The following is a 19418-nucleotide window of genomic DNA, read 5'->3' as shown; positions in this document are numbered from 1 at the left end:
GTCCAATATTTCATCGAAAAATTCATGCTTTACTTGAAGCAATCCAGTCTTTCTATCAGCGAGAATGAAGATAAATTGCTGTAATGACAATAGCTTTTGATTTTGCAGGGCATTTTTCTGATTTTTCCAATATTCATTCCTTATAGTTTTATGATCTATAAATATGAAAATCATTGGTTGAACAGGCATTTTCCGTTATAATTTGGCGTTTTTAAATATTTAAGCCCCGCATTGCAGCAGAGAACCAACCTTCTTGTCAGACTGTGATGTTTTTAGCCAAATCGGAAATTATGGAGTGACTTGGTTGTGAGTACTCGTTTTATGACATCAGCTGAAATTCGCGAAGCTTTTTTAAGCTACTTTGAATCGCAAGGGCATACACGTGTCGCGTCGAGTTCTCTGGTTCCTGCCAACGACCCAACATTATTGTTTACCAATGCTGGTATGAACCAGTTTAAAGACTGCTTCCTGGGTCTGGAAAAACGTGACTACGTTCGTGCAACATCTTCACAAAAATGTGTACGTGCAGGTGGTAAACACAACGACTTAGATAACGTTGGCTACACAGCTCGTCACCACACATTCTTTGAAATGCTGGGTAACTTCTCGTTTGGTGATTACTTCAAACGTGATGCGATTAAATTTGCCTGGGAATTTCTGACCGGCGACAAATGGCTGGCACTGCCTAAAGACAAATTGTACGTAACTGTGTATCACACTGATGACGAAGCGTTTGATATCTGGAATAAAGAAGTTGGTCTAGATGCCAGCCGTATTATCCGCATTGGTGATAACAAAGGCGAAAAATACGCATCAGACAATTTCTGGGCAATGGGCGATACTGGTCCTTGTGGTCCATGTTCTGAAATCTTCTATGATCACGGTGAGCACATTTGGGGTGGCCTGCCTGGTACACCTGAAGAAGATGGCGACCGTTTCATCGAAATCTGGAACAACGTATTCATGCAGTTCAACCGTACTGCGGATGGCGTCCTGCACCCTCTTCCAGCACCTTCTGTTGATACCGGTATGGGCCTTGAGCGTATTTCTGCGGTTCTGCAACATGTCAACTCTAACTATGAAATCGACCTGTTCCAAAATCTGTTAAAAGCTGCTGCTGAAATCATTGGTCTAGATACTTCAGACATTGAAGCGAAAGCACAAGCTGAAAACAAACCGGTTGAATACCCTGCTTCTCTTAAAGTGGTTGCTGACCATGCACGTTCATGCTGCTTCCTGATCGCAGATGGCGTGAACCCTTCTAACGAAGGCCGTGGTTATGTACTGCGTCGTATCATTCGTCGTGCAGTTCGTCACGGTAACAAACTGGGTGCGACTGGTTCATTCTTCCACAAAATGCTTCAGCCTTTAATTGATGTGATGGGCGCAGCTTATCCTGAACTTGAAGCAAACAAAGCACGTATCGAAGCCGCTTTGCTGAAAGAAGAAGAACAGTTTGCTAAAACACTTGAGCAAGGTCTGAAATTGCTTGAAGGCGAACTGGCAAATCTGAAAGGCTCTGTGATTCCGGGTGAAATCGTATTCAAACTTTATGACACTTATGGCTTCCCAACTGACCTTACAGCAGATATCGCACGTGAACGTGACTTAACCATTGATGAAGCTGGTTTTGAGAAAGAAATGGCTGCACAACGTCAACGCGCACGTGATGCAGGTAAATTCGCAATCGACTATAACAGCGTTGTTAAAGTTGAAGGCGAAACTCAGTTTGAAGGTTATGACGCAACAGCAGGTCAAGGTCAAATCATCGCAATCTATAAAGATGGCGAACAGGTTGACGAAGTGGTTGAAGGCGACGAAGCATTAATCGTTCTTAACCAGACTCCTTTCTATGCAGAAAGCGGTGGTCAAATCGGTGATACAGGACTCTTCAAAAACGATACCGGTATTTTCGAAGTTCAAGATACCAAAAAATCTGGTGGTGCATTCGTTCACCAAGGTATCGTGACTATGGGTAACTTGAAAGTTACTCAAAACGTGGAAGCAACGGTTAAAGCCGACATTCGTGCCGCAACTGCACGTAACCACTCTGCAACTCACTTGCTACACGCTGCCCTACGTCAAATCCTGGGTTCACACGTACAACAAAAAGGTTCATTGGTTGCGTCTGACGTATTACGTTTCGACTTTGCTAACGATCAGCCTGTAACGTTTGAGCAACTACAAGAAATTGAACGTCTGGTAAATGCCGAAGTGATTGCCAACACGCCTGTTACCACTGAACTGCTCGACATCGAATCTGCGAAAGCCAAAGGTGCGATGATGCTGTTCGGTGAGAAATACGGTGAAGAAGTTCGCGTATTGTCTATGGGTTCAGTGATTGACGAAAAAAACTTCTCAATCGAGCTGTGTGGCGGTATTCACGTGAAACGTACAGGTGACATCGGTCTGTTCAAAATCACTTCTGAAGGTGGTGTCGCAGCAGGTGTACGTCGTATTGAAGCCGTAACCGGTACTAAAGCGGTTGAAGCCGTACAGAAAGTCGATCGTGATGTTCAATATATCAATGGTTTGTTAAAAGCACAGAACCATCAAACAGTCGAAAAAGTTGAAGCTGTGGTGGACACTGCGCATCAATTGCAAAAACAGATCGAACAGCTGAATCAAAAATTGGCAAGCCTACAAGCCGGTGAACTTTTAAGCCAGGTTCAAGAGCTTGCTGGTCGTAAAACATTAATCACGACTGTTCAGGGTATGGATGCGAAAGCACTACGTAACCTGCACGATGGTGTGAAATCAAAATTAGAAAATGCAGTCATTGTTCTTGCAGGTGTAGAGGGTGACAAGGTTAGCTTGATTGCATCTGTAGCTAAAGACTTTACTGCTTCTATTAAAGCGGGTGACATCATCAAACACTTGGCAACTGAGCTAGGTGGTAAAGGTGGTGGTAAACCTGACTTGGCACAAGGTGGCGCGCCACTTAACGAGAAGTTTGCTCCAGTGATGGCTGATTTAGCAGCTTGGCTTGAAGCAAAATAAAAACTTCATTTTGTGTAACTGACCCTGATCGGAAAATCAGGGTCATGGTTTATATGGAACAACTATGGCATTAATCGTTCAAAAATATGGCGGTACCTCAATGGGTACTCCCGAGCGCATTCTCAATGTTGCTCGTCGTGTGAAGCGCTGGCATGACCATGGCCACAAGATGGTTGTAGTCGTATCTGCTATGAGTGGTGAAACCAACCGCTTGCTTGCTCTCGCGAAAGCCATTACCGAAACCCCTGACCCACGTGAACTTGACCAAATGGTTTCTACGGGTGAACAGGTAACGATTTCCATGTTAGCTATGGCGCTGAATTCAATTGGCGTTGAAGCTAAATCTTTAACTGGTCGCCAGGTTGGTATTAAAACTGACAGTGCATTCACCAAAGCACGTATCGAATCTATTGATACCGATGTATTGACTGAAAACCTGGATGCAGGCCGCGTGATCGTGGTGGCTGGTTTCCAGGGCTTTGATGCTGATGGCAATACCACAACTTTAGGCCGTGGTGGTTCTGATACTTCAGGTGTCGCACTTGCTGCAGCGCTTAAAGCGGATGAATGTCAGATTTACACAGACGTTGATGGCGTATATACGACTGACCCTCGTGTTGCGCCTAAAGCGAAAAAAGTAGACCGTATCTCTTTCGAAGAAATGCTGGAAATGGCATCTTTAGGTTCTAAAGTTCTTCAAATTCGCTCTGTAGAATTTGCAGGCAAGTACCAAGTGCCTTTACGCGTACTCTCAAGCTTCGATAATGACAATGATGGCGCATTTGACGAAGACTTCAAAAACAACGTCGGAACTCTTATTACTACTGAACTGGAAGACAACATGGAACAGCCAATTATCTCTGGTATCGCGTTCAACCGCGACGAAGCTAAACTGACTATTCTGGGTGTTCCAGATGAGCCAGGTATTGCATCTAAAATTCTTAAACCAATTGGTGATGCCAATATCGAAGTGGATATGATTATCCAGAACGTTGAAGAAGATGGTACAACTGATTTCACGTTTACTGTAAACCGCGGTGAACTCGCTAAAGCCAAAAAAATCCTTGAAGAAACTGCTCAAGCGATTGGCGCACGTGAAGTTGCAACTCGTGATGACATCGTAAAAGTGTCTATCGTAGGTGTAGGTATGCGTTCTCACGCTGGTGTAGCGAGCAAAATGTTCACTGCCCTTGCTGATGAAGGCATCAACATCCTGATGATTTCAACTTCTGAAATCAAGATTTCAGTAATTATCGAAGAGAATTATCTTGAGCTTGCAGTTCGCTCACTTCACACTGCGTTTGGTTTAGACCGTGAACATGGTGAATCTAGCGCACGCGCTTAAGAGAACTACAAAATACCGTCATTGTCTGACAGTATTTCATTAAATCTCTACAAAAATGCAGGGCCACTATAGTTTTTTTTATAGTGGCTCTGTTATATTAAGCCTAAGGATTTTCAACAGCCTGGATAGTTAACCTCTTCATTTCATGGACAGGACTTTCTATTCAAACTTTAATTATATAATTTTAGGTTGTGTTTTTTTATTACATTCAATAGATTGCAGGTTTTGCATTTTGCAAGGAGAGAAACATGCTGATTTTGACTCGACGCGTCGGGGAAACTTTAATGATCGGAGACCAAGTCAGCGTGACTGTACTTGGCGTAAAAGGCAACCAGGTTCGTATTGGGGTAAATGCTCCGAAAGAAGTCTCTGTACACCGTGAAGAGATTTACCAGCGTATCCAGCATGAACGTGCAATGCATGAACATCTTCAGCATATTGACCAGGATTATCAGCCTTCTTCTTATGAAGATGATAACCAGACACAAAATAACTTTAACCGTTAATTTTGTATGAATATAAAAGCGGCTTTTAAGCCGCTTTTAATTTGTCTAATTTTCAACTACATAGCAAAATAATCAGACTTTATCCTGCCTGCTGCTGATCAAGCAACGCTGCCAGCACTTTTTTCACCGGTCCGAAACTACGACGGTGCTCATCAATCACCCCGTGTAAGGCAATCGCTTCAAAATGTGCTTTGGTCGGATAACCCTTATGCTTGGCAAAGCCAAATTGTGGATACTTCTGATCCATCTCTACCATCTGACGATCCCGGGTTACTTTCGCCAGGATACTGGCTGCTGAAATCTCAGGATGCAAGGCATCCCCACCTACGACGGCATCACAGCTCATCGCAAGGCCGTGAGGAATCTTGTTGCCATCGACCAGTACATGTTCCGGCTGAATGCTTAATGCTTCCACAGCGCGGCGCATTGCCAGCAAAGAGGCCTGCAAAATATTATGCTCGTCGATTTCTGCCGCAGAGGCTTCAGCGATGGCCCAAGCCAGTGCTTTTTCCTGAATCTCAATAAAAAGTTTTTCGCGCTTCTTCTCGCTTAGCTTCTTGGAATCATTTAAGCCCTCAATCGGGTTATTCGGATCCAATATCACAGCCGCAGCGACCACCGATCCTACTAATGGCCCACGCCCTGCTTCATCTACACCAGCAATATTCATTTTATTTCCCATAAAAAATAGGCTGAACCAGTCAGCCTATTCAAATTTGATTTTGACTTAGTTTACCGCTTCAGCCACACAAGCGTTAATAGTATTTGCAACGACATTGCCTACAATAGTCGCACGTGCTGCTGGGTCAATTGCTGCAGTCGCCAAATCTACCGCAGTCACGTTTTGTGGTGCTTTTTCACTCACGCAACCACAAATTTCAGACTGGATATTCTGTTTTTGTGTTTCTGTCATTAAACGTGTTGCAGTTTGCCAAGCCGGAATATTATTTAGTTCAGTAACACATTTTGCATTGATGGCAATTTTAATGGCTGCAGAACCGAGTTGCTGACCTGTACTTGCTTGAGTTGGGGTGCCTGTACCTTGGGGTGCTACGCAGGCAGAAAGAACAAGTGCTAATGGAGCAACAACAGCCAATAATTTTTTCACGGATTTTATCCTTTTTTCAACTTTTAAAATATGCAGCTATTGTGCCGAAGTTTATCGCAATAAGAAATCTAAAAATGCGCCATGATGTCTAATCTGCGCACAGCCAGATTCACAGCCATCACAGGAAAGAAGACTCACTACTCATTTAAGGGTAAGGCCTGAATAAGCCAGCACCCAAAAATCCTTAATTGATAAACTCGCCCATACAGCCTTTTAAGCTATTGGCAATTGCTTTACGGGTCAGCTCTTTTTTAGTTTCTTCATCAACGGTTGCTTTTAACAGGGTTTTAGCCGGAACACCTTCCAAGGCATGCTCACCTACACAGCCACATACTTTTTGCTGTAAATGCTGTTTATTGGCTTCAGCCATGAAATAAGTACCCATTTTCCAGACTTTGGAATCTTTCAGCTCTTGGCCACACTGATATTCAATCAGAGGTTTCAGGGCTTTCTGAGTCATTGAGGTATCTGCACAAGCAGGATTGATTAAGCTAACAGCCAGAACAGGCCACAGGAATTTTAATTTCATCTTTGGTTCACAGATCAGATTAAATAAAAAGGCAGAGCGAACTCCACCCTCTTTGGGCTAACAAATTTACTGGAATGATATTTTAAACGAGTGCCTGAATCAGGCTGATCCATTTCTGTTTTTCAGCATCAGAAATAAATGAAGCTTCAAAAGAATTGATCGCCAGCTGTTTTAGCTCATCATTGCTTAGGTCCAAAGCTTCAGCAATGGCAATGAAATTGTCATTCATATAACCACCGAAATACGATGGATCATCTGAATTCACTGTGACATGCACGCCGTGCTGCAACAGGCGACGGATATTATGCTGCTGCATATCATCTACCACACACAGTTTCAGGTTTGAAAGTGGACATACTGTAAGCGGCATCTTCTCTGCAATCAAACGCTGCATCAATTCTGGATCTTCCTCAGAACGTACCCCATGATCAATACGGTTTACTTTTAATAAATCCAAAGCTTCCCAGACATATTCTGCCGGACCTTCTTCACCCGCATGTGCAACCACCAGAAAACCGGCTTCACGCGCTTTGGCAAAGACACGTTCAAACTTAGACGGTGGATGCCCGACTTCACTTGAATCCAGCCCTACTCCAATGATTTGATTTTTATAAGACAGCGCTTGCTCTAATGTCTCAAATGCTGCCTCTTCACTTAAATGACGTAAGAAGCACATAATCAGATGTGAAGTAATGCCTAATTTAGCTTTCGCATCATCGCAGACTTTCTGCAAGCCATTAATCACGGTTTCAAAGGCAATGCCACGATCAGTATGCGTTTGCGGATCAAAGAACATTTCAGTATGCACGACATTATCATCCGCACATTTTTCAAAATATGCCCAAGCCAGATCATAAAAGTCCTGTTCATGAATCAGAACATTGGCACCCGCGTAGTAGATATCCAAGAAAGATTGCAGATTATGGAAATTATAAGCCTGCTTCACTTCCTCAACTGATTTATAAGGAATGCTAATTTCATTACGCTGTGCAATCGCAAACATTAACTCAGGTTCAAAGGTACCTTCGATATGCACATGCAGCTCAGCCTTTGGCAAGGCCTGAATCAATTCAAGACGGTTCATCGCTACTCCTGATTAAACCTGAGAAAAATAAAAAAGGGTGCAAACTGAGTTTACACCCTTTTGATATTCGACAAAAATTAGCCGCCAAACATCCAGAACTTCAATGCCCATAGTACTGCGATGATCCATACCATGTATGGAACAGTTTTCGCTTTACCTGTCAGCAGTTTAATCAGCGCATAGCTGATAAAACCCATTGCGATACCATCTGCAATTGAGTACGTAAATGGCATGAATACGATGGTCAGGAACGCCGGAACCGCTTCAGTAATATCATCCCATTCAATATGGACAATACCCTGAATCATCAATACACCGACAAATAGCAATGCTGGAGCAGTAGCAAAACCTGGTACAGATTGAGCCAATGGAGCCAGGAACAAGCAGGCAATGAACAGCAAGCCAACCACAACTGCAGTCAGACCGGTACGACCACCTGCTGCAACACCCGCTGATGACTCAATATAAGGTGTAGTTGAAGAAGTACCCAAAGCAGCACCTGCAACAATCGCAGAAGAATCGGCAAATAATGCTTTTTTCAGACGCGGCAATTTACCATCTTTTAACAAACCTGCACGATGTGAAACACCTACTAGCGTACCAGTAGAGTCAAACAGATCGACCAAGAAGAATACGAAGATCACACCGATCAGGCTGGCTGTAAACAGACCTTGAAAGTCCATTTGCAGGAAGGTTGGTGCCAGTGAAGGAATTTGACCCACTACACCTTGGAACTGGTTATAACCCAAAGCAGTAGAAATCGCAGTGATTACCAAAATACTGATAATGATCGCACCACGTACTTTGAAGTGATGCATTACTACCACTAACAGGAAGCCAAGTAGCGCAAGCATAACTGTTGGCTGTTTTAAATCACCCAGACCCACCAAGGTCGCTTGATTATCAACAATGATGCCAGCATTTTTCAGTGCAACCAGGGCCAGGAACAGGCCAATACCACCGCCAATCGCCAGTTTGAGTGACATTGGAATGGCATTGACAATCGCCTCACGTATTTTGAACATACTGATGGCAATGAAGACCAGACCAGATACAAATACTGCACCTAATGCAGTTTGCCAAGGCACACCCATTCCCAGACAGACTGAGTAGGTAAAGAAGGCATTCAGGCCCATACCCGGTGCAAGTGCGATTGGATAATTGGCAATTAGCCCCATCACCAGACAGCCAATTGCGGCTGCAAGACAGGTGGCTACAAAGACAGCCCCATGATCCATCCCGGTTTCGGATAAAATCATCGGATTAACAATAATGATGTAACACATTGTCAGGAACGTGGTTACACCTGCCAGAACTTCTGTACGGAAACTGGTTTTGTTTTCACTCAGTTTGAACAGACGTTCCAGCATATTTTCTGAAGATGGATTAGGAGTCGTCATGACCTAGCCCCTATTGAGTAAACTTTATGCTTTAAGCATGCCGCCGAATCCAGGAAATTTTATAGAAAACTTCATGAATTTTAAGGATCTGTTAGCAACGAATATGCCAGCTTCGCCATTTAGCGGGTCAAAATGTTTCAATAGCGAACAGTAAGAAAACTGCGCTAGAAAAACTCAAAAAACAATCTAAACAAAAAAGCTGCATAACCCCTATGCAGCTTTTTTCATCATTAGAATCAAATACTTAATTTAAGTAAATTTGATCTAACTTTATCTTTTGCAAATTATAACACATTGATTTCTGATTGCTTCTTAGAATTTATATTTTATTAAAAATTAATATAATCTAGTTCTACTATTATTAAATTTTCTTTTATTTATTATAATTTTATTTTTATCTTTGTACCTGATTCCCTAATCAAAAAGCTTAGTGCAAATCTATTAAGGTCGGGGCCGATTTGCATTCAGCAATTTAGTTGAATGTTGTACTTCTTTCAGAATCTGATGAAGCTCTTCATGTTTTTTTGTTTCGGCCTGTTGGTGAACACAATAACCGAGTAAACCCACCATCAGCACAAAAATAGGAATTGTATAAATTTTCATTTTTGTAGTTGAGTTATGTAACAGCATTGAAGTTATGCTAACAAAATAACAATAAAATTGTGACATAGTTTACAAATAATCCGATAAAATGCAGTTTTTTCAATTATTTAGAGTTTTTATATTCTTCGTTTTTTTATACTTCTTATTCAATTAATCATAATTTTTTAAGTCATAATTTTTTTATTTTTTAGTCACTTTTTGAATATTAAAAGAAATTAATTAGTTGATTCTATTTTTTATTTCATTAAAAATTTATATTTACTATATAAATTTATCGAGTGAAAAATATCTTTTAAAGCTCACTATAGCTTGCATTATTTTATTTAGCTTTTCTTTTAAAAAAATTCTTCATTTCCTGTTAAAAATTCTTCTAAATAAATGATATTTTGAAAGTTCCTTCCCTATTCTTTAATTTTTATTCAATTCAACCCAATATTACTAAACTTAAATCCACCCAAGACTTTTAAGAAAATTTCTTCATTCAGTCTTGGGTGAATCTTTTATCTTAAGCAGCCAGCTGCTCATCACGTTTAAATACCAACTCACCTTTTAATGAACTTTCAGCATCAAAATAATACCCATCGGTATTAAAGGCTTTTAAGTCTTCAGTTCGTTTGATCTTGTTTTCAATGATAAAGCGCGCCATTAAACCACGAGCTTTCTTGGCATAGAAGCTGATGACTTTATATTTGCCATTTTTCTGATCTAAAAATACCGGCTTGATGATTTCAGCCTGAATTTTGCTTTCTTTCACTGCCTTGTAATATTCATCAGAGGCAATATTGACCAGAATTTCAGACTCTGCTGCTGCCAGATCATGATTGATCAGGTCAGTGATGGTTTGTCCCCAGAACTCATAGAGATGAGCACCACGTGGGTTAGTCAATTTGGTTCCCATCTCCAGACGGTAAGGCATCATCAGATCCAGCGGACGCAATAAGCCATATAGGCCGGATAACATACGCAGATGGTTCTGTGCGTAATGAATCTGATCCTGCTTTAACTGGTAAGCATCCAGACCGGTATAAACGTCCCCTTTAAAGGCAAAGATTGCCTGACGAGCATTGGAAAAATCAAAATCTGGCTGCCAGTCTCTAAAGCGTTCCGCATTCAGATTGGCAATTTTTTCACTGACGCTCATTAAGCTGGCAATTTCAGTTGCTGATAACTTGCGGGCAACTTCTATCAATTCCTGGGAATGTTCCAGCAATCTTGCCTGAGTAAATTGATCGGTAGGTAAAGGTGTTTCGTAATCTAAAGTCTTGGCTGGTGAAATTAAAGCAAGCATAGCAACCTGGTTAAAAAATGATTAATCAAACTATATCAGTAGACTTATTTTAATTCCAATTCATGTTTTTATTTATCATAATCGTTAAAATAGAAAATTCTCCTGCAATTTATCGGTTTTCTATGTCCGAACCAATCTTCCTCCAAGGCCCTGCTGGCCAACTTGAGGTTTTTGTGGATTATCCTCAGGGTGAAGTGAAAGGATTCGCGATTGTTTGTCATCCCCATCCATTACAAGGTGGCACACCACAACATAAGGTTCCGGTGTTACTGGCACAAATGTTTTTAGAGCGTGGTTGTGTTGTCTATCGTCCAAGTTTCCGTGGTTCTGGTCAAAGTGCCGGTCTGCATGATGAAGGCTTTGGTGAAACGGATGATATACTTGAAGTCATTAAATATGCGCGTCGCCAGCATATTGGCCTGCCTTTCTTTGCAGGCGGTTTCAGTTTTGGTGCACATGTCATGGCCAAGTGTTACGCTGCCCTGCCCGTTGAACTGCAACCTTCAAAAGTGATTTTGTGTGGTCTACCGACTGCAACCGTAGCTGGCCTACGTCACTATGTTACTCCACAGATCAAAGGTGATATTTTATTTATTCATGGTGAAGCGGATGATGTCACGCTTTTATCCGACATGATTGAATGGGCCAAGCCTCAACGTCATCTGGTCACGATCTTGCCTGGCGCAAATCATTTCTTTACCGGTTATTTAAAACAGCTTCGGATTGCGATGAGCCGTTTCCTCGCATTAAGCTGATCAAAAAAACCTCATCGAATGATGAGGTTTTTTTATTCAGAAATAAAATCTTTAGCATGAATTTCATAAATTACAGCCCGATATTTAGGTTTATCTAGGTGGTTGGTAATTTTTCCACTTACACGTTCTGCAATTTTTCAGCTAGCCCAGTTTTCTTCGGCTACCGGATAGCTCAAAGCTTTGATCCCTAATGTATTGAAAGCATAGGCCACAATGCAACGTACTGCCTCATGTCCATAATGATGACCATGCGCCTTTTCACGAATCCAGATACCCACTTCAGGTATTTCATCATGCAGTCGATGCAAACCGCATAATCCGATAAATTCATGTCTTTCAATATGACGGATCACAAAGATATATTCTTTATGATCAGCCATATTGTTTAGCCAGTTTTGCCAGACTGTTGCAAATATCTGTTCAGATTCCGGTGCATCCCATGCCATAAAACGAGTCAGACTCGGGGTAATCGAGGCATAGGCTTCCGCAGCATCAGATGGCTTAAAATAATCTAAAACAAGACGTTCACTTTGTAGTATGGGCAAAACCCTTTGCATTTGTTGAACTAGTTCTTCCACTCAAACTCACTAAAACTTTCTTGTTCTTTCAATGATGCTTCAACGGCTTGTGCCAACTGATTTAATAAACTTTGTTCTGTAATCCGGTCCAGCCAGTCCTGTTCTTCATCCGGATAAGAAGCAATTTCACAAATCAGGTGCCCTTCCTGGTCTCGTGTCTCACAGCTCACTGATAATGGCAACTCATGTTCATCGACACTTACGGCCACTTGTGCACCACTTTGCGCCAAAGTCTTAAAGCCATATTTACCGAGCTCTTCCGTCAGCAGATGTGCCACATATTCCTGAGTCTGCTGACTGCCCTGTAATTGTTGCTGGCTCTGAGGATTGGCCATAAATTTTAATTTTCGCATTGCTACATCCAAATGGCTTTTTTGTTGTATGGTTTTAGCATAAGCCAATATAAACAAAACAGCCAAGCAAAAGCTTGGCTGTTTCATGTAAATTTTAGAATTATTCTGTCACTTCAATCGCCAGACCAGCTTGAGAAGTCAGTTCAGTGAAGGTTGGGAAACTGGTTGCGACAGTTTCAGTCCCAACAATCTTAATTTCACCTGAGTTACGCAGACCTGCGATTGAGAAGCTCATGGCAATACGATGATCATGATGCGATTCAATTTCACCACCGGTAAAGATTGGTGACCAGTCACCTGCCTTGCCCTTACCTTCAATGATAATGCCATCATCAGTTGGCGTACAATCAATGCCCATGGTTTTCAGACCATCTGCCATCACCTGAATACGATCCGATTCTTTGACACGCAGCTCAGCAGCACCAGTTAGAATCGTTTGGCCTTCAGCACAAGCTGCCGCGATAAACAATGCCGGGAATTCATCAATTGCTAGTGGCACTTGGTCTTCCGGCATATGAATGCCTTTTAAGGTACGTGTACCACGGATACGAATATCCGCGATCGGTTCACCGCCCGCAATACGTTCATTTTCAACGCTGATGTCGGCTCCCATCTGTTTTAGGATTTCGACGACACCAGTACGAGTTGGGTTAATGCCTACCGCTTCCAAAGTCACGTCAGCATTTTCAGTAATCGCTGCACCGACCATAAAGAAAGCAGCAGATGAAATATCAGAAGGCACCTGAATGTTAGTACCCACCAGTTTTCCACCACCTTGCAGGGAAATACGGTTAGCTTCAGTTTTTACGTCATAACCAAAAGCACGCAACATACGTTCAGTATGGTCACGGGTTGGTTCAGGTTCAGTCACTGAAGTTTCACCTTCTGCCCACAAACCTGCCAACAAAATCCCAGATTTCACCTGAGCAGATGCCATTGGCAAGTCGTATTGAATACCTTTCAGGTTTTGATTACCGGTAATTGATACTGGTGGTGTACCACGTTCACCCGTAGTTTGAATCTGTGCACCCATCAAACGTAACGGCTTAGCAATACGCTCCATTGGACGTTTAGACAGTGAAGCATCACCCGTCATGACAGAATCAAATTTTTGTGCTGACAGCATGCCAGACAGCAGACGCATCGAAGTACCCGAGTTGCCCATGTAAAGCGCAGATTTTGGTGCTTTCAGGCCGTGCATACCCACGCCATGAATGGTCACTTCACCATTTTTAGGACCTTCAATGCTTACACCCATATCACGGAACGCCTGTAAAGTTGCAAGGGCATCTTCCCCCTCAAGGAACCCGGTCACATGCGTTGTGCCTTCAGCGATGGCACCAAACATGATGGAACGGTGTGACACAGATTTGTCACCTGGCACGGTAAATTTACCCTGGAACGTCTTGGCACCTGGTTGAATGGTAAATTGTTGTGTCACTTTATTTTTCTCCATGAGAGGTTTCTTGGCGAGCATATGATTGAAGTGCTGGCGAGCCGCCTGCGCATGCCCCAATAAGCCCATTAAGGCTTGTGAATCTTCATCTTCAATCAGCTTGCGGATAATCGCGAGTTGAGCTTCAAAGCCGTCCACGGCATTGAGAATCGCCTTTTTATTGGCAAAAAAGATGTCATGCCACATTTGTGGATCACTGGCGGCAATACGCGAGAAGTCGCGAAAGCCACCGGCAGCATAACGAAAAATATCCAGATTGTCTTCGCGTTTGGCCAGTTGTTCGACCAGGTTGAAGGCCATCAGATGCGGAAGATGACTGGTATGGGCCAGCACTTCATCGTGCTTTTCCACATCCATACAAATCACTTCCGCTTTGGCCGCTTGCCACAGTTGAATCAGTTTATCGACCGCCCATTGTCCGCTGCTTGGCAACGGTGTCAAAATTACCTTGTGATTAGCGAACAGATCCACCTTACCCGCATGCACCCCGGTATGTTCAGCACCCGCAATCGGATGCCCTGGCACAAAACCGGCTGGTAGATTTTCACCAAATACGGCTTTGGCTGCTTCTACCACATTACCCTTGGTACTACCCACATCGGTGATAATGGCGCCCTCAGCCAGATATGGCTTGACGGTTTCCAATACCTTTTGCGTTGCACGAACAGGTAAAGCCAGCACCACCATGTCTGCCCCTTTAACAGCTTCTACGGGATCTGCATAGCCGTGGGAAATCAGACCGAGTGCCTTGGCATCTTCCAAAGTTTTTTGTGAGCGGGTCGATGCCACGATGTCATTGGCTAAATGCTCGGCCTGAATGACACGCGCCAGACTTGAACCAATCAGTCCAAGTCCGATAAAGGCAACTTTTTCAAACAGTGGCTGCGACATAACTTAAGCTTTCGCCTCTAAGCCAAGTACTTTACCTAATGCAGCAAGGAATTTGGCATTTTCAGCTTCAGTACCAATCGATACACGCAGGTGGTTTGGAATACCCACTGGACGTACGATCACCCCTTCTTTCAACAACTTGTTAAATGTTTCTGCTGGGTCAGCCTGTACATCAACCAAGATGAAATTCGCGCGTGAAGGTACATAGTTCAGGCCTAAAGCTTTGAAACCCGCTTCTAGCTGAGCCATACCCGCCTTGTTCACTTCACGAGATTTCTCGATAAATGCTTCATCTTTCAGTGCAGCAACCGCAGCAACCATCGCCAAGTGGTTCACGTTAAATGGCTGACGGATACGGTTCAGGTAATCAGTCACTTCAACAGAAGCCAGGGCAAAACCAACACGCAGTGCAGCCAAACCATAGCACTTAGACAGCGTACGGCTGACAATCAGGTTTGGATACTGTTTCAGGAATTTCAGGCTATTGAAGTTTTCCGGGAAATATTCCACATAGGCTTCATCTAGCACCACGATCACGTTCGCAGGAACTTTCTGCATGAATGCTTCAAATTCAGCTTCTTCAAACCAGGTCCCTGTCGGGTTATTCGGGTTTGCAATAAAGATCAGCTTGGTGTTGTCTTTTACCGCAGCCGCCATCGCTTCAAGGTCATGTGAGAAACCTTTAGCAGGTACTTCGATCGCTTCAGCGTTAATCGCTTGAGTCACCAGTGCATATACCGCAAACGCATGCTGGCTATAAATCACTGAATCTTTTTCAGAAACAAATGCACGGGCGAATATTTCCAGTAAGTCGTTTGAACCATTACCCAAAGTAATCTGGTTATGATCAAAACCGAATTGTGTCTTGATCTGATCTTTCAGGATAAAGCCACCGCCATCAGGATAACGGCCAATTTCCGCCAGTTCCGCAGCCACTGCTTCTTTGACTTTATCTGAACAGCCCAGCGGGTTTTCATTTGAAGCCAGTTTCACGATATCAGTGATGCCCAACTCACGCTCAAGTTCACTGATCGGTTTACCTGGTTGATATGGCTTTAATTTAGAGATGCCTTCATTGGCTGGGACAAACGACATTTTATACTTCCGATTTACAGATGAAACAGTGGTTAGCACCCTCGCACTAACCACGAAAGGCTGCTTTTATAAAACAGCTGCAGGATATGAACCAAGCACGCGGACTTCTTTCACAAACGGACGAATTTCTTCGATCGCAGCTTTAACATTTTCCTGCTCAATATGACCTTCAAGATCGATAAAGAATACATAAGCCCATTTTTCAGGAAGTGCAGGTCGAGTTTCAATACTAGTTAGACTAATGTTGTGTTTGGCAAATGGAGCCAGAATTTCCAGCAATGCACCGGCACGGTCATGCGCAGATACCAGTAATGAAGTTTTATCATTGCCGCTTTGTGGCACTTTTTCACGGCCAATCACCAGGAAGCGTGTCGTGTTCTCTGGATTGTCTTCAATATTGCTGTGCATAATCTCAAGATTATAAATATTCGCAGCAATTTCAGAAGCGATCGCAGCAGAATGCCATTCATTCTGAATACGGCGTGCCGCTTCAGCATTTGAACTGAGTGCCACACGTTCTACACCTGGATAATGGGCATCCAGCCATTTACGGCACTGAGCCAGAGTCTGCTGGTGTGCATAGATCTGTTTAATACTGTCCTTACGGGTATTTTCAGAGATCAGGAACTGGTGATGAATAGGTAATTCTACTTCGCCAATCACATTCAGATGCGAAGTCTTGAAACAGTCTAAAGTGTGGTTCACTACCCCTTCAGAGGAGTTTTCAACAGGCACCAGACCATAATGTGCACTGCCCGCTTCTACTTCACGGAATACTTCATCAATGGTGGGTAATGGACGAACCACAGCATCATGACCAAAATGTTTCAATACTGCTGAGTGTGTGTAGGTACCAACAGGTCCCAAAAATGCAATACTTTGCGGTGCTTCAAGCGCCAAACAAGCCGACATGATCTCGCGGAACAGACGTGCCATCGTCGTATCTGACAATGGTCCTTCATTGCGCTCCATAACATTGCGCAAAACCTGTGCTTCACGTTCCGGACGGTAAAACAGCGGATTTTCTTCAGATGCGAATTTCGCTTTTGCTACAGCCTCAGCCAAACGTGCACGACGGTTAATCAATTGCTGGATTTGTTGATCAACTGAATCGATATCTTCACGAATTTTAGCCAAATCTAAAGAAGCCGTTGTGTTTTGATCGTCGTTGATCATCGTGATGTCGCCCTTCATAAACCTTATCTGTGCAGTATAACAATTAGTGCGCTGCAAATGTTACACAATATAACTTTAGTAGATTAATTCTTAAAAACAGGGATTTGATTTTAACCGTTCATCGCCTTAGTCATATCTGGTAACATTTCTTTCAGCATTTTCGCATGTTTTACATTATCAAATTGTAAACTTTGCCCGCCCATCTTAACTGATTTTTATCAAGATGAAATATCACTATTTCTTAATCTACATAACGATTTTAAGCATAAGAAAATAAAAATAAAGCCATCTCGATTCCTCTAGTTTAACTACTTAAAATCTGAGTGACAGTTCACAATAAAATGCACATAGAAAACTGTTTTTTTGGTCATTTTACTTTGATTTAATTGAATTTTTTACACTAAATCACTATTTGGTTACAAAGCAGAGACGTTTTTTAAACCTTAAATCGCTAGTCTAATTTAAAACTATATTGGGGGTGCCTATAATGCCAAAAAGAATAGCGGTACTTGTAACGAATAATTTTGAAGATCTTGAATATACTGAGCCTGTTGCAGCCTTACTTGCTGCAGAGCACAGTGTCTGTAATATTGAACTGCATGCCGGAAAAGTCGTGCATGGACTACATGGCCAGTCGAGTGTAATCATTGATCGGGGAATTGATCATATCAGTATTGAGGATTTTGATGCCCTACTCATTCCGGGCGGTGAATCGCCAGTGTCCCTCGCCAACGATATGCGAGTCTTACATTTCATTCAGGCTTTTAATGAGGCCAAAAAGACCATCTTCAGTCTTTGTGACGCATCTTTATTACTCAGTGAAGCAGATGTTTTAAAGAACCGCATCATTACCAGTATCCGTGCGCATGCACCTCGGGTACAACATGCAGGTGCGACTTATTATGATGTCGAACTGGTCAATGACAATAATCAGCTGATTTCATCTCGAGTACCAAATGATTTGCCAATTTTTATTCATGAATGTCTGGATGTACTAAAATCTTAAAATAATAAAATATCTAGATTTCAAGAATATTCTTTCTATAAAAAAAGAGTCCATTTAGGACTCTTTTTTTATCTGTTGATTTTTAACGTCCAAGCAGACCACGTGCAACAATTTCTTTCATGATTTCATTGGTACCGCCATAGATCCGTTGAATGCGAGCATCAACAAAGAAACGCGAAATCGGATATTCCGTCATATAGCCATAACCACCAAAGAGCTGAAGCAGATTATCAGCAACTTTCATCTGCATATCTGTTGAAAAGCTCTTTAGCGCTGCTGCAGTTTCAACATCCAGCTTGCCTTGCATATACAACTCAACATTCTGGTTATAGAAAGCTGCTGTTGCCAGCTCGTCAATCTTGGCCTGTGCCAGTACAAAACGGGTATTCTGGAACTGGCCAATCGCCTGACCGAAGGCCTGACGCTCTTTGACATATTGAGTCGTTACATCAATCGAGCCACGAATGGCGCCCAATGCGGTTGCCGCAATAGCGGTACGTTCACGTGGCAATTCCTGCATCAGATACACGAAGCCCTGACCTGGCTGACCCAGTAACTGATCTTTCGGTACTTTGACATTATCAAAGAACTGCTCTGAAGTATCCTGTGAATGCAGACCAATCTTGTCCAGATTCTTGCCTTTTTTAAAGCCTTCCAGATGCGTATCCACCAGCATCAAAGACACACCTTTGGCGCGTGCTTGTGGATCGGTTTTCACGGCTAATACGACTAAGTCAGCATGCTGACCATTGGAGATAAAAGTTTTAGAACCATTTAACAGATAATGATCATCCTGCAAGATGGCATTGGTTCGCATGGCTTGCAGATCAGAACCTGCACCCGGCTCAGTCATGCCAATCGCACCGACCACTTCACCAGATACCATTTTCGGTAGCCAGTATTTTTTCTGCTCTTCTGTACCGATATGCAAGATATACGGCGCTGCGATATCCGAGTGACAAGACAGGCCGGTTGAGATGGCGCTATAGCCTGCTCGAGCTGACTCTTCAATCAACATCAGGGAATAGTGAGTCGGAACACCGTAGCCACCATATTCTTCCGGGACATCGACACACAAGAAGCCATTTTCACCCATCGCATTCCAGACTGAACGCGGCATCATGCCTTCATGCTCCCACTGTTCATAGTAAGGCGCTACATGTTCATTCATAAAGCGTTTGAAATTGTCGCGGAAAAGTTCCAGGTCAGCATCGTAAGCCAGCATTCTTTTATCCTTATCGTGTT

Annotated in this window: 17 protein-coding genes; 5 read left to right on the top strand and 12 right to left on the bottom strand. The window is 42.8% G+C overall.

The genetic code is table 11. The features are described 5' to 3' along the window. Positions 1-306 precede the first annotated feature (306 nt). The 3 genes from alaS (at position 307) to csrA (ending at position 4851) form a co-directional block, all read left to right on the top strand. Positions 307-3000 carry an alanine--tRNA ligase gene (gene alaS / locus FTU01_RS10050; RefSeq protein ID WP_180011667.1) on the top strand — a complete coding sequence of 898 codons (2694 nt, stop codon included), beginning with the start codon at positions 307-309 and terminating at the stop codon, positions 2998-3000. A gap of 64 nt (positions 3001-3064) precedes the next feature. Further along, positions 3065-4345, top strand: coding sequence for an aspartate kinase (locus FTU01_RS10045; RefSeq protein ID WP_159123232.1), 1281 nt, complete (start codon positions 3065-3067; stop codon positions 4343-4345). Between the two features lie 248 nt (positions 4346-4593). Further along, positions 4594-4851 carry a carbon storage regulator CsrA gene (gene csrA, locus FTU01_RS10040; RefSeq protein ID WP_004784202.1) on the top strand — a complete coding sequence of 86 codons (258 nt, stop codon included), beginning with the start codon at positions 4594-4596 and terminating at the stop codon, positions 4849-4851. 79 nt (positions 4852-4930) lie between these two features. Here csrA and rnhB read toward each other — a convergent pair whose 3' ends face one another. The 6 genes from rnhB to yaaA all read right to left on the bottom strand — a co-directional run bounded on the left by rnhB (position 4931) and on the right by yaaA (position 10863). Further along, entirely contained in the window at positions 4931-5521 is a 591-nt protein-coding gene (gene rnhB / locus FTU01_RS10035) for a ribonuclease HII (protein ID WP_004815396.1), read from the bottom strand. A gap of 57 nt (positions 5522-5578) precedes the next feature. Further along, complete coding sequence (locus tag FTU01_RS10030) at positions 5579-5959, bottom strand: hypothetical protein (protein ID WP_159123230.1); 381 nt, start codon at positions 5957-5959, stop codon at positions 5579-5581. A 184-nt stretch (positions 5960-6143) separates the two neighbouring features. After that, on the bottom strand, positions 6144-6488 hold the full coding sequence (locus tag FTU01_RS10025) for a hypothetical protein (RefSeq protein ID WP_004815392.1): 345 nt from the start codon (positions 6486-6488) through the stop codon (positions 6144-6146). A gap of 82 nt (positions 6489-6570) precedes the next feature. Beyond that, complete coding sequence (locus FTU01_RS10020) at positions 6571-7572, bottom strand: adenosine deaminase (RefSeq protein WP_180138957.1); 1002 nt, start codon at positions 7570-7572, stop codon at positions 6571-6573. Positions 7573-7649: 77 nt separating this feature from the next. After that, complete coding sequence (locus tag FTU01_RS10015) at positions 7650-8972, bottom strand: NCS2 family permease (RefSeq protein ID WP_004815389.1); 1323 nt, start codon at positions 8970-8972, stop codon at positions 7650-7652. Between the two features lie 1108 nt (positions 8973-10080). After that, positions 10081-10863, bottom strand: a complete 783-nt coding sequence (yaaA, locus tag FTU01_RS10010) for a peroxide stress protein YaaA (protein ID WP_179993206.1) — start codon at positions 10861-10863, stop codon at positions 10081-10083. A gap of 122 nt (positions 10864-10985) precedes the next feature. Here yaaA and FTU01_RS10005 point away from each other — a divergent pair, with 122 nt between their 5' ends. Continuing rightward, a complete protein-coding gene (locus tag FTU01_RS10005; RefSeq protein WP_159123226.1) occupies positions 10986-11618 on the top strand; it encodes an alpha/beta hydrolase in 633 nt (210 codons plus the stop codon). A 137-nt stretch (positions 11619-11755) separates the two neighbouring features. On the opposite strand, the gene FTU01_RS10000 is transcribed toward FTU01_RS10005, so the two are convergent. The 5 genes from FTU01_RS10000 to pheA form a co-directional block, all read right to left on the bottom strand. Continuing rightward, a complete protein-coding gene (locus FTU01_RS10000) occupies positions 11756-12196 on the bottom strand; it encodes a GNAT family N-acetyltransferase (protein WP_227607381.1) in 441 nt (146 codons plus the stop codon). Further along, positions 12184-12549 (bottom strand): hypothetical protein, encoded by a 366-nt coding sequence (locus FTU01_RS09995; protein WP_166136040.1) that lies wholly within the window; start codon positions 12547-12549, stop codon positions 12184-12186. Before FTU01_RS09995 ends, FTU01_RS10000 begins: the two co-directional genes overlap by 13 nt. Positions 12550-12649: 100 nt before the next feature. After that, a complete protein-coding gene (locus FTU01_RS09990) occupies positions 12650-14896 on the bottom strand; it encodes a bifunctional prephenate dehydrogenase/3-phosphoshikimate 1-carboxyvinyltransferase (protein WP_180138955.1) in 2247 nt (748 codons plus the stop codon). Positions 14897-14899: 3 nt separating this feature from the next. Then, on the bottom strand, positions 14900-15991 hold the full coding sequence (gene hisC, locus FTU01_RS09985) for a histidinol-phosphate transaminase (RefSeq protein ID WP_179993203.1): 1092 nt from the start codon (positions 15989-15991) through the stop codon (positions 14900-14902). Positions 15992-16057: 66 nt separating this feature from the next. Then, the gene (gene pheA / locus FTU01_RS09980) at positions 16058-17167 is read right to left on the bottom strand and encodes a prephenate dehydratase (protein WP_125279073.1); all 1110 of its coding nucleotides are present in this window, start codon (positions 17165-17167) and stop codon (positions 16058-16060) included. Positions 17168-17654: 487 nt separating this feature from the next. Here pheA and FTU01_RS09975 point away from each other — a divergent pair, with 487 nt between their 5' ends. Then, a complete protein-coding gene (locus tag FTU01_RS09975; protein WP_180025530.1) occupies positions 17655-18173 on the top strand; it encodes a DJ-1/PfpI family protein in 519 nt (172 codons plus the stop codon). 82 nt (positions 18174-18255) lie between these two features. On the opposite strand, the gene FTU01_RS09970 is transcribed toward FTU01_RS09975, so the two are convergent. Next, on the bottom strand, positions 18256-19398 hold the full coding sequence (locus FTU01_RS09970) for an acyl-CoA dehydrogenase family protein (protein WP_180138953.1): 1143 nt from the start codon (positions 19396-19398) through the stop codon (positions 18256-18258). Between the last annotated feature and the right edge of the window lie 20 nt (positions 19399-19418).

Source organism: Acinetobacter sp. YH12043 (genome assembly GCF_013419915.1).
In the GTDB taxonomy this organism is placed as follows: domain Bacteria; phylum Pseudomonadota; class Gammaproteobacteria; order Pseudomonadales; family Moraxellaceae; genus Acinetobacter.
The sequence above is the reverse complement of the archived record's forward strand: the minus strand, read 5'-3'. Positions and strand labels throughout refer to the sequence as shown.

What these genes read in the sequence shown, in the direction of transcription:
- FTU01_RS10045 (WP_159123232.1), top strand. Translation starts at nt 3,065, where the DNA reads ATGGCATTAATCGTTCAAAAATATGGCGGTACCTCAATGGGTACTCCC.
- csrA (WP_004784202.1), top strand. Translation starts at nt 4,594, where the DNA reads ATGCTGATTTTGACTCGACGCGTCGGGGAAACTTTAATGATCGGAGAC.
- rnhB (WP_004815396.1), bottom strand. Translation starts at nt 5,521, where the DNA reads ATGAATATTGCTGGTGTAGATGAAGCAGGGCGTGGGCCATTAGTAGGA.
- FTU01_RS10025 (WP_004815392.1), bottom strand. Translation starts at nt 6,488, where the DNA reads ATGAAATTAAAATTCCTGTGGCCTGTTCTGGCTGTTAGCTTAATCAAT.
- FTU01_RS10020 (WP_180138957.1), bottom strand. Translation starts at nt 7,572, where the DNA reads ATGAACCGTCTTGAATTGATTCAGGCCTTGCCAAAGGCTGAGCTGCAT.
- FTU01_RS10015 (WP_004815389.1), bottom strand. Translation starts at nt 8,972, where the DNA reads ATGACGACTCCTAATCCATCTTCAGAAAATATGCTGGAACGTCTGTTC.
- yaaA (WP_179993206.1), bottom strand. Translation starts at nt 10,863, where the DNA reads ATGCTTGCTTTAATTTCACCAGCCAAGACTTTAGATTACGAAACACCT.
- FTU01_RS10005 (WP_159123226.1), top strand. Translation starts at nt 10,986, where the DNA reads ATGTCCGAACCAATCTTCCTCCAAGGCCCTGCTGGCCAACTTGAGGTT.
- FTU01_RS09995 (WP_166136040.1), bottom strand. Translation starts at nt 12,549, where the DNA reads ATGCGAAAATTAAAATTTATGGCCAATCCTCAGAGCCAGCAACAATTA.
- FTU01_RS09990 (WP_180138955.1), bottom strand. Translation starts at nt 14,896, where the DNA reads ATGTCGCAGCCACTGTTTGAAAAAGTTGCCTTTATCGGACTTGGACTG.
- hisC (WP_179993203.1), bottom strand. Translation starts at nt 15,991, where the DNA reads ATGTCGTTTGTCCCAGCCAATGAAGGCATCTCTAAATTAAAGCCATAT.
- pheA (WP_125279073.1), bottom strand. Translation starts at nt 17,167, where the DNA reads ATGATCAACGACGATCAAAACACAACGGCTTCTTTAGATTTGGCTAAA.
- FTU01_RS09975 (WP_180025530.1), top strand. Translation starts at nt 17,655, where the DNA reads ATGCCAAAAAGAATAGCGGTACTTGTAACGAATAATTTTGAAGATCTT.
- FTU01_RS09970 (WP_180138953.1), bottom strand. Translation starts at nt 19,398, where the DNA reads ATGCTGGCTTACGATGCTGACCTGGAACTTTTCCGCGACAATTTCAAA.